The 13,397-nt window shown below is 62.5% G+C and carries 14 protein-coding genes; 11 read left to right on the forward strand and 3 right to left on the reverse strand.

Annotated elements, in window-relative coordinates; all coding sequences use genetic code 11:
• The first annotated feature begins 193 nt into the window (after window positions 1–193).
• The 5 genes from P353_RS01405 (at window position 194) to tatC (ending at window position 3,574) form a co-directional block, all read left to right on the forward strand.
• Window positions 194–1,237, forward strand: coding sequence for a patatin-like phospholipase family protein (locus tag P353_RS01405; protein WP_034364454.1), 1,044 nt, complete (start codon window positions 194–196; stop codon window positions 1,235–1,237).
• Between the two features lie 98 nt (window positions 1,238–1,335).
• Complete coding sequence (locus tag P353_RS01410) at window positions 1,336–1,704, forward strand: histidine triad nucleotide-binding protein (protein ID WP_034364455.1); 369 nt, start codon at window positions 1,336–1,338, stop codon at window positions 1,702–1,704.
• Window positions 1,705–1,824: 120 nt separating this feature from the next.
• Window positions 1,825–2,061: a Sec-independent protein translocase subunit TatA gene (tatA, locus tag P353_RS01415; RefSeq protein ID WP_003058595.1), complete on the forward strand. Its 237-nt coding sequence runs from the start codon at window positions 1,825–1,827 to the stop codon at window positions 2,059–2,061.
• A 22-nt stretch (window positions 2,062–2,083) separates the two neighbouring features.
• Window positions 2,084–2,605 (forward strand): Sec-independent protein translocase protein TatB, encoded by a 522-nt coding sequence (gene tatB, locus P353_RS01420; RefSeq protein WP_034364458.1) that lies wholly within the window; start codon window positions 2,084–2,086, stop codon window positions 2,603–2,605.
• Window positions 2,606–2,761: 156 nt separating this feature from the next.
• Window positions 2,762–3,574, forward strand: a complete 813-nt coding sequence (tatC, locus tag P353_RS01425; protein WP_034364459.1) for a twin-arginine translocase subunit TatC — start codon at window positions 2,762–2,764, stop codon at window positions 3,572–3,574.
• Between the two features lie 201 nt (window positions 3,575–3,775).
• On the opposite strand, the gene P353_RS01430 is transcribed toward tatC, so the two are convergent.
• Window positions 3,776–4,936 carry a trypsin-like peptidase domain-containing protein gene (locus P353_RS01430; RefSeq protein ID WP_034364461.1) on the reverse strand — a complete coding sequence of 387 codons (1,161 nt, stop codon included), beginning with the start codon at window positions 4,934–4,936 and terminating at the stop codon, window positions 3,776–3,778.
• 364 nt (window positions 4,937–5,300) lie between these two features.
• Between P353_RS01430 and P353_RS01435 the strand changes: the two genes are divergently transcribed.
• Complete coding sequence (locus tag P353_RS01435) at window positions 5,301–6,626, forward strand: MFS transporter (protein WP_034364463.1); 1,326 nt, start codon at window positions 5,301–5,303, stop codon at window positions 6,624–6,626.
• A gap of 28 nt (window positions 6,627–6,654) precedes the next feature.
• On the opposite strand, the gene P353_RS01440 is transcribed toward P353_RS01435, so the two are convergent.
• On the reverse strand, window positions 6,655–7,353 hold the full coding sequence (locus tag P353_RS01440) for a GntR family transcriptional regulator (RefSeq protein ID WP_034364465.1): 699 nt from the start codon (window positions 7,351–7,353) through the stop codon (window positions 6,655–6,657).
• Between the two features lie 88 nt (window positions 7,354–7,441).
• On the opposite strand from P353_RS01440, the gene P353_RS01445 reads away from it, so the two are divergent.
• The 5 genes from P353_RS01445 (at window position 7,442) to pdxA (ending at window position 12,823) form a co-directional block, all read left to right on the forward strand.
• Complete coding sequence (locus P353_RS01445; RefSeq protein ID WP_034364467.1) at window positions 7,442–8,191, forward strand: enoyl-CoA hydratase/isomerase family protein; 750 nt, start codon at window positions 7,442–7,444, stop codon at window positions 8,189–8,191.
• A gap of 51 nt (window positions 8,192–8,242) precedes the next feature.
• Window positions 8,243–9,205 carry a Bug family tripartite tricarboxylate transporter substrate binding protein gene (locus P353_RS01450; RefSeq protein WP_034364469.1) on the forward strand — a complete coding sequence of 321 codons (963 nt, stop codon included), beginning with the start codon at window positions 8,243–8,245 and terminating at the stop codon, window positions 9,203–9,205.
• Between the two features lie 29 nt (window positions 9,206–9,234).
• Complete coding sequence (locus P353_RS01455; RefSeq protein WP_034364471.1) at window positions 9,235–10,809, forward strand: malonate--CoA ligase; 1,575 nt, start codon at window positions 9,235–9,237, stop codon at window positions 10,807–10,809.
• Window positions 10,810–10,924: 115 nt separating this feature from the next.
• Window positions 10,925–11,683, forward strand: a complete 759-nt coding sequence (locus tag P353_RS01460; RefSeq protein ID WP_080750400.1) for a Nif3-like dinuclear metal center hexameric protein — start codon at window positions 10,925–10,927, stop codon at window positions 11,681–11,683.
• An 81-nt stretch (window positions 11,684–11,764) separates the two neighbouring features.
• Entirely contained in the window at window positions 11,765–12,823 is a 1,059-nt protein-coding gene (gene pdxA, locus P353_RS01465; RefSeq protein WP_080750401.1) for a 4-hydroxythreonine-4-phosphate dehydrogenase PdxA, read from the forward strand.
• A gap of 114 nt (window positions 12,824–12,937) precedes the next feature.
• On the opposite strand, the gene mscL is transcribed toward pdxA, so the two are convergent.
• Window positions 12,938–13,372: a large conductance mechanosensitive channel protein MscL gene (gene mscL, locus P353_RS01470; RefSeq protein ID WP_034364474.1), complete on the reverse strand. Its 435-nt coding sequence runs from the start codon at window positions 13,370–13,372 to the stop codon at window positions 12,938–12,940.
• Between the last annotated feature and the right edge of the window lie 25 nt (window positions 13,373–13,397).

Raw genomic sequence — 13,397 nt, forward strand, 5'->3', positions numbered from 1 at the left:
GCAACAGATTCGAGGTCGCAGGCTGACACGGGGGCCGGGCCTGTGCAATGCTCGCGGTGCTGGATAAGCTCCAGGACTTGCGCGGATTCGAATCGGGCATGGTGTCTTTTCCATGGAACTGCCCGGTATGCCTTCTTGTTTGCGTAAGTCCCAAGCCCCTAGCTTGGTTCCTCAACCTTCACAGGATCGTGCCATGGCTGCAGAGACTTCCCATACCCTCAACCTGGCCTTGCAGGGCGGGGGATCGCATGGTGCGCTGACCTGGGGCGTGCTGGATGCATTGCTGGACGATGACGGCCTGATCTTCGAAGGCATCAGCGGCACCAGCGCCGGTGCCATGAATGCCGTGGCGCTGGCCCATGGTTTCGCGCAGGCGGCCGCGCAGGAAAAAAAAGTGGACGATGCCCGTTACCTGGGACGGCAGCTGGCGCGCCAGTCTCTGCGCGAGCTGTGGGAGGGCGTGGGCACCATGGGCAGCGTGGGCAAGATGTTCTGGGCCGCGCCGTTGCCGGGCAGCAAGCAGTTCATGGGCGTGCTCAATCAGTTTCTGTCGCCCTATCAGACCAATCCGCTCAATATCAACCCGCTGCGACAACTGCTCACCCGGGTGGTGGACTTCGAGACGCTGGCGCATCCCGAGCACCCCAGCGTGGTGCCCAAGCTTTTCATCTGCGCCACCAATGTGCGCACGGGCGCCGGCAAGATCTTCAAGGGCGAGCAGGTGACGGCAGACGCCATCATGGCCTCGGCCTGCCTGCCGCAGCTGTTCAAGGCGGTGGAGATTGACGGGGAGTGCTACTGGGATGGCGGGTTTTCGGGCAATCCGGCCCTGTATCCGCTGATCTACGAGACTCGGAGCCGGGACATCCTGCTGGTGCAGATCAATCCCAAGGAGTCCGATGTCTCGCCCGACACGGCCCGCGAGATCATGGACCGCATGAACGAAATCACCTTCAACGCCAGCTTGCTGGCCGAGCTGAGGGCCATAGAGTTCGTGGTCAAGCTGCTGGAGCAAAAGCGCCTGGACCCCGAGCGCTACAAGCATGTGCTGATGCACCGCATCGATGGCGGCTCGGTGCTCAAGCCCTTTGGCGCCTCGAGCAAGGTGCGCGCAGACATGGGCATGGTGCGCAAGCTGTTCGAGCTGGGGCGTGAGCGCGGCCAGCAATGGCTGCAGCTCAACCGCGAGCACCTTGGCGTCAAGCAGACGCTGCGATTCAACGAGAATAGGGGATAGCCTCCGCAGGGGGCGACGCCATTGCTTGCTTTCTGGCTTCCCGGGTCATGGGCAGGGCAGGGCGTCCGGAGTACTGAACCGTAGAGATACAAGAGACCATGCACGACCACGATTACGACGCCAATTGCATTTTCTGCCGCATCGCCAAAGGGGAGATTCCTTCGCGCAAGGTGTATGAAGACGAGGAACTGTTCGCCTTCCATGACATTCACCCCGGTGCGCCCGTGCACTTCCTGGTGATTCCCAAGAAGCACATTCGCTCCATGGCCCAGGTCGGCGCCGAGGATGCGCCCCTGCTGGGCCGCATGATGGCGCTGGCTCCCAAGCTGGCGATGGAGCAGGGCTGCAACCCTTATCCCGATGGCGGTTTCCGCATCGTGGTCAATACCGGCAGCGAAGGCGGGCAGGAAGTGCACCATCTGCACCTGCACGTCATGGGCGGCCCGCGCCCCTGGCTCAAGGGCTGATCCGGCGCAGGCAAGGCCTGCACCCGGCGATAGAGCTGTGCGCTGCAGGCTTTTTGGGTGATTGATTCGTATCTGTCACAAGCCCCGTCTAAAATGGTTCGCAATTTCTAGGAGATTCTCATGGGCTCGTTTTCTATCTGGCACTGGGCGATCGTGCTGCTCATCGTGGTTCTGGTGTTTGGCACCAAGAAGCTCAAGAACATCGGCTCCGACCTGGGCGGCGCCGTCAAGGGCTTCAAGGACGGCATGAAGGACGGCGCGACTGACGCCGACGCCAACGCTGCAACCGGCCAGGTGGCCAACCAGCAGGCCGCCGAAAAGGCCACCATCGACGTGGAAGCCAAGCAAAAGAGCTGATCGCGGCAGGACTGACATTTAGATGTTTGATATTGGCCTGTCCAAAATGGCGCTGATCGGTGCCGTGGCCCTGGTGGTCATCGGTCCCGAGAAGCTGCCGCGCGTGGCCCGCATGGTGGGCACCTTGCTTGGCAGGGCACAGCGCTATGTGTCCGACGTCAAGGCCGAGGTCAACCGCTCCATGGAGCTCGATGAGCTGCGCAAGATGAAGGACACGGTCGAGACCGCTGCGCGGGACGTGGAGTCCAGCATGCGCAATCAGGCCTCCGATCTTGAAAAGGACTGGAGCGATGCGACCAAGGACCTGCGCGACGACGCGAACATGACTTCGGCTTCGTCCTTCGGCTCCTATGATGCGGAAGGTGGCTACACCGGTCTGGATACGCACAGCAGCGTGGTGCCCAGCTATCGCCATCCGCGCAAGAACTGGCGCGTCAAGCGCGGTGCCGTGCCCCAGTGGTACAAGGCCCGTGCCGGGGTACGCAGCAAGGTCCAGTCGGGTGCGGCACGCGTGGCGCGCTTTCGCCCCAAGAAGTTCCATTGAACATGCAGCTCAGCAGCCTGCCGGCCGCAAGGTCGGCCAAGGCCGGCCCCAGGGGGCAGGCCCTGCTGCCCGCATGTCGCTCTTTGCCCGTGATTCGCGGGCGTTGTTGTTTCCCAAGCGTGTGGGGCCGATCCGGCTCCGGCGCGGTTTTGCACCATGTCCGAACCCTCTAAAGAAGACGAACTCGCCGGCACGGAGCAGCCGTTTGTCCAGCACCTGATGGAGCTGCGTGACCGCCTGCTCTACAGCCTGTATGGCGTTTTGATCGGCGTCGGGCTGCTGATGTTCTGGCCGGGCCCCGACGGCCTGATCGACTTCATCGCCCTGCCCATCAAGGAGCACATGCCGCCTGGCGCCAAGCTGATTGCGGTGGGCGTTTTCTCGCCCTTCTTCGTGCCGCTCAAGGTGTTGATGATGGTGGCCGTGCTGCTGGCGCTGCCCTGGATCATGTACCAGATCTGGGCCTTTGTGGCGCCGGGCCTGTACAGCCATGAGAAGAAGTTCGCCCTGCCGCTGATCATGTTCGGCAGCCTGCTGGCCTATGCCGGCATTGCCTTCGTACAGTTCTTTGTGCTGGGCAATATGTTCAAGTTCATCCAGCATTTCACGCCGGCCAGCGTGGCGGCCACGCCCGACATTGCCTCGTATGTGGAAGCGATTCTCTCGCTCTACATCGCGTTTGCGGCAGCCTTTCAGGTGCCCATCGTGGTGATGCTGCTGGTGCGCTTCGGTCTGGTGGAGATTGAAAAGCTCAAGGCCTTCCGCGGCTATTTCGTGGTGCTGGCCTTTGTGATTGCTGCCGTCATCACGCCGCCCGATGTGATCTCTCAGCTGGCCCTGGCCTTGCCCATGTGCCTGCTCTACGAGATCGGCATTCTGGGAGCCGGCTGGTTCAGTCGGGTATCGCGTGCGCCCGATGCCGAAGAAGGATCGGGTACGGAAGTGGAGAAATCCACGGACGGCCACTGATCTTCATCCCCGACTCCCGACAAAGCCCTTGAAGCGATTCAAGGGCTTTTGTTTTGATAGCTGCCGGCGCTTTGCCTGCAAGCGCTTGAGCCATGTTTCCTGATGAGTCCTGATGGTGCCGCTGTGGCTTGCAGAGCGGGCCGCAGCATGAAAAAAGCCAGCGACTGGCGCTGGCTTGTTGTGGGCTTGATGGAGCTGCAATCAGCGCCGTGGGCGGCTCTGCTGCTGCAAGGTGCTGGCTGCTGGGCGGGCACCCGGAGTGATGTCCAGCACGACTTCGCTGTCGCCGCGGCGCACATCGAACTTGGCGGCTTCGCCGGGCTTGAGCGAGGCCACGGCCGTCAGCAGTTCGGAGACATTGCGGGTCGCGGTCTCGCCCACCTTGACGATCACGTCGCCGGGGCGCATGCCGGCCTGGGCAGCGGGGCCGGCCTGCAGCACGCCGGTGATGATGACGCCGGCATCGGCCTTGACGCCAAAGGTCTCGGCCAGCTCGGGCGAGAGCTCGTTGGGTTCCACGCCGATCCAGCCGCGTGTGACCTTGCCGTCCTTGACGATGCCGTCCAGCACCATCTTGGCTGTGGAGACGGGAATCGCGAAACCGATGCCCATGCTGCCGCCCGAGCGCGAGTAGATGGCCGTGTTGATGCCCAGTAGATTGCCGTTGGCATCCACCAGCGCACCGCCGGAGTTGCCGGGGTTGATGGCAGCGTCGGTCTGGATGAAGTTCTCGAAGGTGTTGATGCCCAGCTGGCTGCGGCCCAGAGCGCTGATGATGCCGCTGGTCACGGTCTGGCCCACGCCGAAGGGATTGCCGATAGCCAGCACGCGGTCGCCCACAGCGACCTGATCGGAGTTGCCCAGCACGATGACGGGCAGCTTGTCGAGTTCGATCTTGAGAATGGCCAGATCGGTCTCGGGATCCGTGCCAATGACCTTGGCCTTGGCCTGGCGGCTGTCGGTCAGCGTGACCTCGATATCGTCGGCGCCTTCCACCACATGGTTGTTGGTGAGGATGTAGCCATCTTGACTGATGATGACGCCACTACCCAAACCAGATTGCTCTTGCGGACCCTGATCGCCAAAGAAGAACTGGAACCAGGGATCGTTGGCGCGCGGGTGGCGAACAGCCTTGCTGGTGTTGATACTGACCACGGCGGGCGAGGCCTTGCGCGCGGCGGGCGCAAAGCTGCCGGGAGCGACTTCACCCGCCGGAGTGGATGGAGCCTGCAGCAGCGAAACACCGGCACTGCTACGGATATTTCCGCGCTGAAGCCAAGTGGGCTGTAGGGTAGCTACTACAAAATAGATAGCCACCAGCACGGTGACGACCTGCGAAAACAGCAACCAGGTGCGTTTCATGTAATGCGTATAGGTAGTGAGGAGAACAAGCCCACATTGTGAAGCATGGCTGCACCGGGCGTCGAAGCGAACATTTGCTTGCACGCAATTGCATAACGCAAAGCTTTGCAGATTGCAGGAGCGATGGCTATAGGACTGCAGGCATCTAAAGTTTTGCGCGGCCAGGAGTCATGAGTGAAAACCCTAGAATGTTTTTTCGACTGCGCTTACGCCGCCGTTACTGAAGTGACTGCCCACAAGGTGCTCATATTCGGTCTGGTGTGGCTTTGTATCTGAAGCCCGCCGCAATCGGTCTGCCACTGCACGTTGACCCGTGATCAGCGGCCTTATCCGCGCTGTCCTGCTGTTCGATCTAGGAAACACCATGACTACGCTTGACCACGCTGCATCGGCTGACGCGCCGGCTGCAGCGACGAATCGTCTCCTGAACCGGGAGGACTACAAGACCTTGGGCTTATCGGCCCTGGGCGGAACGCTGGAGTTTTACGACTTCGTGGTGTTCGTCTTTTTTGCCAATGTGATTGGCAGCCTGTTCTTTCCTGCTTCGCTGCCGGAGTGGATGCGCCAGCTGCAGACGCTGGGTATTTTCGCTGCCGGCTATCTGGCACGCCCCATCGGCGGCATCTTGATTGCCCACTTCGGCGACATCCTGGGCCGCAAGAAGATGTTCACGCTGTCGGTGTTCCTGATGGCCGTGCCCACGCTGGTCATCGGCCTGCTGCCGACCTATGAAACCATAGGCCTTGCCGCTCCCATCCTGCTGCTGCTGATGCGTGTGATGCAAGGTGCTGCCATCGGCGGTGAAATGCCCGGTGCCTGGGTGTTCGTGGCCGAGCATGCTCCCCAGAAGCGTTACGGCTTTGCGATCGGCGCACTGACTTCCGGCATTACCGGCGGCATTTTCCTGGGCTCCATCATCGGGGTCTGGCTCAACAGCACCTACAGCCAGGGCGAGATCCACGACTGGGCCTGGCGCCTGCCCTTCATTCTGGGCGGTGTCTTCGGTCTGGTGTCGGTGTATCTGCGCAAGTTCCTGCACGAGACCCCCATCTTCCAGGAGCTGCAGGCCCGCAAGGCCGCTGACCGCGAACTGCCGATCAAGACCATCTTGCGCGACCACCGCGAAGCCTGCGTTGTCGTGGCGCTGATGACCTGGGTGCTGTCCACGGCGATTGTGGTGGTGATCCTGTTCACGCCGGCCTATCTGCAAAAGGTGTTCCACATCGAGCCTGCCATGGCCCTGAAGGCCAATGCCGTGGCGACCGTGACGCTGACCATGGGCTGCGTGTTCTGGGGCTGGCTGTCCGACAAGATCGGCACCAAGCCGACCATGCTCATCGGCTGGGGCGGCATGACGGCCACTGCCTATCTGTTCTATCTGAACCTGCCAGGCAACGAGGCATCGCTGATCTGCAACTATGCGACCGTGGGCTTTTTTGTGGGCTCCATCTCGCTGCTGCCTGTGGTGGGCGTGCGGGCCTTCCCGCCTGAAGTGCGCTTCACCGGTCTGTCCTTCTCCTACAACATGGCTTATGCCGTGTTTGGCGGCCTGACTCCCATGCTGGTGTCCGTGTGGCAGCAGGTGGACGTGATGGCTCCTGCCCACTATGTGGCGGCAATGGGCGTGCTGGGCATGGCCATGGGCTTCTGGCCACTGGCCTGCAAGGGCTGGCAGCCGCGCAAAGCGTGAGCCTGCACAGGCGGATGAGAAAAGGCAGTCAGCAGTGGCTGCCTTTTTTTTCACTGCTCGCGCGTTTGCGGCGACGTGGCTGCATGACGTGCGCGGACACGGTGCTCAGCACCATGTCGGCAAAGGCGCTGCCGCCCGCCGATATATGGTTGCGCATGGCCTCGGCAGCGACTTCGCTGTTGCCCGCCAGAATGGCGGCCACCACGACTTCATGCTCGGCCTGGGAGTGCAGCAGCCGCTCCGGCTTTTCGAACATCTTGCTGCGGTACGGTGCGACCCGGAGTCTGGCTTCGCGGGTCTGCTCGACGATAAAGGTGTTTCCGCTGGATTGATATATCAGATCATGCAGCCTGGCATTCGCTTGCTCATAGGCAATCGAATCGGCCTTCTGGGCATGGGCTGCGGTCTGCGCGAGAGCGGCTTGCAGTTGCGCTCTTTGCTCGGCGTTGATGCGCCGGGCCGCTAGGCGCGCCAGCACGCCTTCCAGCTCGGCAAGCCCCTCCATCATCGCGACCAGCTCGCGGGGATCGAGGTGGCGCACGTAGATTCCCACGCGCGGAAGAATGCTCACCATCCCTTTGGCGGACAGCAGCAGCAAGGCCTCACGGACCGGCGTGCGCGAAGCCTGGAAGCGCTCGCACAGTGCCTGCTCGTCGATGGCGGCGCCGGGCAGCAGCGCGCCGTTGCGCAGATCCTGCTCCAGAGCCAGGCGGATGCGGTCCTGCATGCTGGGCGCGTCTAGGGTTTCTTCCCTTGGTGAAGGTTTGTGGTTCATTGTTCAATATTAGATATATCTATTTATATGTCTGATACGCATGAATCCAAGACTGCACTACCAAGACCATATCGCAACCATTACTCTCCAGCGCCCCACGGTGGCAAACCGCCTGGCGCCTGATGACTTGCCGGTGCTCATGGAATCCATCGAGAGCGTCAATCGCAGAGCGGAGGTACGGGTGCTGGTGCTGCGTAGCGAAGGCAAGTATTTCTGCAGTGGCTACGATATATCACAAATCGAAAACAGCCAGAGCGAAGGCAGCAGCTTCGGCGAAATGGTGGACGTGGTGGAGCAGTGCCGTGCGGTGACCATCGCCGCCATCCAGGGCGGCGTCTATGGCGGCGGGACCGATCTGGCGCTGGCATGCGACTTTCGCGTGGGTTCGATGGCGGCAGACATGTTCATGCCTGCGGCGCGGCTGGGCCTGCATTTCTATGCCTCGGGAATGGAGCGCTATGTCAGCCGCCTGGGACTCGATACCGCCAAGCGCCTGTTCCTGATTGGCGAACGCCTGGATGCCGAGCAGATGAAGGCCTGCGGCTTTCTGACGCATCTGGCGGCGCCGCAGCAGCTCGACGAGACCGTGGCGGCTCTGGTCGAGACGATCGCTGCAATGGCGCCCCTGGCTTTGTCCGGCATGAAGAAACACCTGAACCTGATTGCCTGCGGTCGCCAAGACCGCGAGGCGATTGCGCGCGACGTGCAGCGCTCGGTCGAGTCCGCTGATCTGCGCGAAGGCGGCCTGGCCTGGCGCGAGAAGCGCGTAGCGGTTTTCAAAGGCTGCTAGCGCCTCACTGGCGCCGAAAAAACAACCCTAGCTTCCATCAAGGAGACAAGCATGTTCAAGAAAGCATTGGTATCGGCCTGCCTGCTGAGCGCCAGCACCCTGGCGCTGGCGGACGCATACCCGTCGCGCCCCATCACGCTGATGGTGGGCTTCCCGCCCGGCGGCGGTGCCGACGCGGTGGCGCGCATCGTCAGCGAGAAGCTGGGGCGGGTGCTGAACCAGGCGGTGCTGGTGGACAACCGCCCCGGTGCAGGCACGACGATTGCGTCGGATCTGGTGGCGCGGGCGCCTGCGGACGGCTATACCCTGCTGCTGGGCTCTGCCAATCTCTACGGCACGGACCAGATTCTCTACAAGAGTGCGCGCTACGACGGTGTCAGGAGCTTCACGCCCATCATGCGCTGGAGCGATTCGCCGATGCTGCTGGCGGTGAAAAAGGACTTTCCCGAGAAATCCGTGGCCGGCCTGATAGCGCGGGCGCGCAAGAACCCCGGCAAGCTGAGCTATTCCTCGTCCGGCACGGGCGTGGTCACGCATCTGGCGGGGGCCTCGTTTGCGCATGCGGCCGGCATCGACATGCTGCATGTGCCGTTCAAGGGCGGGGCTCCGTCGATTCAGGCCGTGGGGGCGGGCGATGTGGGCATGACTTTCGGAACGCCCCCTTCGGTGATGCCGATGGCCGCCGGCGGCAAGCTGCGCATCATGGCCGTGACCACGGCCCAGCGCTCGCAGCTGTTCCCCGATCTGCCGGCCATGCAGGAGTCCGGCATCGATGGGGCTGACTTTACGCTCTGGTTCGGTCTCTACGGGCCGGCCAAGCTGCCCAGGGAGATCACGCTAAAGCTGTTCGAGGCCAGCCGCCAGGCCTTGAGCGACCCGGAAGTCAAGGCCAAGCTCGAAAAGCAGGGCGTCGTGGCCTATCCCTCGGCATCGCCCCAGGAGTTCGAGGCCTGGGCCCAGGCCGATGGCAAGAAGCAAAAAGCCGTTGCCGAGCGCGCCATGGCCGGGCAATGAAGCGGTTTCCAGCAAAGAGAGTTATCCATATGTCTGACATGAATATGTTCACCGCACTGCGCGCGGCTTTCCCGGCCGATCTGGACGAGGTCGCCATCGAGGCCGTATCGCCCCAGGCTCCGGCCGACGCGCCGCTTCTCTATACTTGGCGCGACCTGGACCGCATGAGCGCACGCATGGCGAATCTGCTGGCCTCGCTCGATCTGCCCGCCGCCAGCCGTATCGCGGTGCAGGTGGAAAAGTCAGTCGAGGCGCTGATGCTGTATCTGGCCACCTTGCGCGCCGGCCATGTGTTCCTGCCGCTCAACACTGCCTACCAGAGTGCCGAAATCGAATATTTCATCGGCAATGCCGAGCCCGCCGTGGTGGTCTGCACGCCCGCCAATGCGGACTGGGTGGCAAAGGTGGCGGCGGACTGTGGCACTCAGCATGTCTTCACGCTGGGCGAAGTGCAGGACGGCAGCCTGCTGGAGCAGGCGCTGCGCTTCGACGAGGTGCATGCGCCTGTGCCGCGCCTGGCCGATGATCTGGCCGCCATCCTCTACACCAGTGGCACCACAGGGCGCAGCAAGGGCGCGATGCTCTCGCATGGCAATCTGCTCTCGAACGCGCTCATGCTCAAGCAGTACTGGGGCTGGCGCACACGCGAGCAGGGTGGCGACGTGCTGATCCACGCTTTGCCCATCTTTCATGCGCACGGGCTGTTCGTCGCCATCCATGGCGCGCTGATCAATGGCAGCAAGATCATCTGGATGGCGAAATTTGATGCCAGGGCCGCGATCGCCGCCATGCCACGCGCCACAGTGTTCATGGGCGTGCCGACGCTGTATGTGCGAATGCTGGCTGAGCCGACGCTGACGAGGGAGGCGGCCGGCCGGATGCGGCTGTTCATCTCGGGTTCGGCACCGCTGCTCATCGAAACCTTTGGCGAGTGGCGCCAGCGCACCGGCCACACCATTCTCGAGCGCTATGGCATGAGCGAAACCATCATGCTCACCTCCAATCCCTACGGTCCCGATGCACGCCACGGCGGGCAGGACGAGCGTCGTGGCGGCACCGTGGGCTTTGCGCTGCCCGGTGTGGGGGTACGCGTGGCGGGCGACAGCGGCCAGCCGCTGCCCACGGGCGAGGTCGGTGCCATCGAGGTCCGGGGACCCAATATCTTCAAAGGCTATTGGCGCATGCCTGAGAAAACGGCGCAGGAGTTCACGGCCGACGGCTGGTTCAGGACCGGCGACGTCGGCAGGCTCGACGAGCGCGGCTATGTCAGCATCGTGGGTCGCAGCAAGGATCTGATCATCAGCGGCGGCTACAACGTCTACCCGGCGGAGATCGAAGGCTTCATCAACGATATGCCCGGCGTGGCCGAGAGCGCCCTGGTCGGTGTGCCGCACCCGGATTTCGGCGAGGTGGGGGTGGCGGTGGTCGTCTCCAGGAGCGGCCATTCGCTCGACGGCGCCGCCATCGTCGCCGCGCTCAAGTCCCGGCTTGCCAACTTCAAGATTCCCAAGCGCTGCGTTGTCGTCTCGGAGCTGCCCCGCAATACCATGGGCAAGGTGCAGAAAAACCTGCTGCGTGATCGCTACCGGGATTTGTTCCTCTGAAAACCATAGCTGCTGTCGAATGGTAGAAAAGGTATTCAGCTCTATTTGGTACTGAAATGCTTTGATAGTATGCGCTAGCAGCTCCTTATTTTGAAGTGCGGCGGGTGCGACAATCATGCCCATGATGACCACCCGCCAAGACATGCTGCAGGCGTTCGATGCCTTGCTGCAGCCTGAACGTTTCAAGGACTACGGACCCAACGGCCTGCAGGTCGAAGGCAAGAGCGAGATTCGTCGCATCGTCAGCGGTGTGACGGCCAGTCGCGCCCTGATCGAGGGTGCGATCGAGGCCGGGGCCGATGCCATCTTCGTGCACCACGGTCTGTTCTGGCGCGGCATGGATGGCCGCATCACGGGCTGGCTCAAGGAGCGCATCCGCCTGCTGCTAGCGCATGACATCAATCTGTTTGCCTATCACCTGCCGCTGGACGCCCATGCCGAACTGGGCAACAACGCGCAACTCGGTGCGCGGCTGGGCGTGCAGGGTCAGGCCGCATTCGGCGACCAGAACCTGGGCTGGCTGGCCGATGCGGACTTTGCCGATGCCACTGCTCTGGCCGAACATGTGCAAGGCGTGCTGGGGCGAGAGGTGACGCTGGCCGGTGCGCAAGAGCGCAGGCCGATTCGCAAGCTGGCCTGGTGCACCGGAGGGGCTCAAGGCTTTTTCGAGTCCGCGATTGCCGCCGGCGCCGATGCCTATATCACCGGCGAGATCTCCGAGCCCCAGATGCATCTGGCGCGGGAGATGGGCGTGAGCTTTATTGCCGCCGGCCATCACGCCACCGAGCGCTACGGCGCGCCGGCCGTGGCCGCCCATGTGGCCCGGGAGTGCGGGCTGGAGCACCGCTTCATCGATATCGACAACCCGGCCTGATCCGGTTCTGGATCTTCGTCTCTCACTTTTGATGGCTGCAAGCACTTGGGAACAGAGGGGCTTGCGGCGACTCTGATGCCTATGTCCGTCACCGCTTCAACCCAAACCATCGCCATCACCCAGGGCGACTGCGCAGGCATAGGGCCTGAAATCATCGCCAAGGCTTTTCGGGCTGCGCCGCATGCCATGCGCGGCTGCTTTGTGGTGGGTGAGTTGCAGACCCTGCGCCGGGCGACAGCGCTGGCCGCCCGGGCCGCAGACGGCGATCAGGCCATCGCCCAGCCCGTGGTGGTGATCGATGAGCCGGGCGAAGCCTGGTCTGTTCCGGAAGGTGCTGTCGCGCTGCTGAATTTGCCGGGCCTGGCGGGGCCTCAGCCCTATGGCCAGATTTGCGCAGCGGCCGGACAGGCGGCTGCGCAATGCGTGGTCTGGGCCGCGCAAGCGGCTTTGCGTGGCGAGATTGCCGCCCTGGTCACGGCACCCTTGCACAAGGAGGCTCTGCATCTGGCAGGCGTGACTTTCCCCGGGCATACGGAACTCCTGCAGGCGGAGGCGGCCGCTCATGCGGGCGTTTCGCTCGAGCAGATGCCGGTGCGCATGATGCTGGCGAACGACGAGTTGCGCACCGTGCTGGTCAGCATCCATGTCTCGCTGCGCGAGGCCATCGAGGCTGTGACCGTGCCGCAGATCCAGCAGACCTTGCGCATCACGCATCAGGCGCTGAGCAGGAGCCTGGGGCGTGCACCTCGCATTGCCGTGGCCGGACTCAATCCACATGCGGGCGAGGGCGGCATCTTCGGTCGTGAGGAAATCGAGATCATTGCCCCGGCGATCGCGGCAGCGCAGGCCGAAGGCATGGATGTGCAGGGGCCGTTTGCGCCGGACACGGTCTTCATGCGGGCGAGAAATACGCCTGCTCACCCGGGTGAATTCGATGTGGTGTTGGCGATGTACCACGACCAAGGGTTGATCCCAGTCAAATATTTGGGTGTGGAAAAAGGCGTCAACGTGACCCTGGGTTTGCCGCTGGTGCGTACCAGTCCCGACCATGGCACGGCCTTTGACATTGCGGGTCAGGGCGTGGCCGACGAGGCCAGTCTGCTCGAAGCCGTGCACATGGCACGCAGTCTGGCTATTTGACGGTTTTTCAGCGGCAGATCGAGCGGTGGCCGCCCGAAGGCGTGCACTGCATGCGCGCCCATGAAAAAAGCCTGCCGGGGCCGGCAGGCTTTCAGTCATCGGACCTGAAGGGTCTCAGGCCTTGCGATTGAGGCTGTCGCGGATCTCGCGCAGCAGCTGAATGTCTTCAGGGGTAGCGGGTGCTTGCTCCGGTGCCGCAGGTGCCTCGCGCTTGAGGCGGTTGATCTGCTTGACCATCATGAAAATGATGAAGGCCAGAATCATGAAATTCACTGCAACCGTGATGAAGTTGCCGTAGGCAAATACAGGAATGCCAGCTTTTTTCAGTGCATCCAGGGTGCGTGGAACTCCTTCGGGCATGGTGCCCAGAACGACGAACAGGTTGGAGAAATCCAGCTTGCCAAAGAACAGACCCACTAGAGGCATGATCAGGTCGTTGACCACGGAATCAACGATTTTCCCGAACGCGCCGCCGATGATCACGCCCACGGCCAGATCCATGACGTTTCCCTTGATTGCGAACTCACGGAATTCTTGCATCATGCCCATAAGCAGTTCCAGTCACTAAGAGTTT

Source organism: Comamonas testosteroni (assembly GCF_000761245.1).
In the GTDB taxonomy this organism is placed as follows: Bacteria; Pseudomonadota; Gammaproteobacteria; order Burkholderiales; family Burkholderiaceae_C; genus Comamonas; species Comamonas testosteroni_C.

Bases quoted from the DNA above. Each gene is read 5' to 3' on its own strand.
- P353_RS01405 (WP_034364454.1), top strand. From the start codon at position 194: ATGGCTGCAGAGACTTCCCATACCCTCAACCTGGCCTTGCAGGGCGGG.
- P353_RS01410 (WP_034364455.1), top strand. From the start codon at position 1,336: ATGCACGACCACGATTACGACGCCAATTGCATTTTCTGCCGCATCGCC.
- tatA (WP_003058595.1), top strand. From the start codon at position 1,825: ATGGGCTCGTTTTCTATCTGGCACTGGGCGATCGTGCTGCTCATCGTG.
- tatB (WP_034364458.1), top strand. From the start codon at position 2,084: ATGTTTGATATTGGCCTGTCCAAAATGGCGCTGATCGGTGCCGTGGCC.
- tatC (WP_034364459.1), top strand. From the start codon at position 2,762: ATGTCCGAACCCTCTAAAGAAGACGAACTCGCCGGCACGGAGCAGCCG.
- P353_RS01430 (WP_034364461.1), bottom strand. From the start codon at position 4,936: ATGAAACGCACCTGGTTGCTGTTTTCGCAGGTCGTCACCGTGCTGGTG.
- P353_RS01435 (WP_034364463.1), top strand. From the start codon at position 5,301: ATGACTACGCTTGACCACGCTGCATCGGCTGACGCGCCGGCTGCAGCG.
- P353_RS01440 (WP_034364465.1), bottom strand. From the start codon at position 7,353: ATGCAGGACCGCATCCGCCTGGCTCTGGAGCAGGATCTGCGCAACGGC.
- P353_RS01445 (WP_034364467.1), top strand. From the start codon at position 7,442: ATGAATCCAAGACTGCACTACCAAGACCATATCGCAACCATTACTCTC.
- P353_RS01450 (WP_034364469.1), top strand. From the start codon at position 8,243: ATGTTCAAGAAAGCATTGGTATCGGCCTGCCTGCTGAGCGCCAGCACC.
- P353_RS01455 (WP_034364471.1), top strand. From the start codon at position 9,235: ATGTCTGACATGAATATGTTCACCGCACTGCGCGCGGCTTTCCCGGCC.
- P353_RS01460 (WP_080750400.1), top strand. From the start codon at position 10,925: ATGCCCATGATGACCACCCGCCAAGACATGCTGCAGGCGTTCGATGCC.
- pdxA (WP_080750401.1), top strand. From the start codon at position 11,765: ATGTCCGTCACCGCTTCAACCCAAACCATCGCCATCACCCAGGGCGAC.
- mscL (WP_034364474.1), bottom strand. From the start codon at position 13,372: ATGGGCATGATGCAAGAATTCCGTGAGTTCGCAATCAAGGGAAACGTC.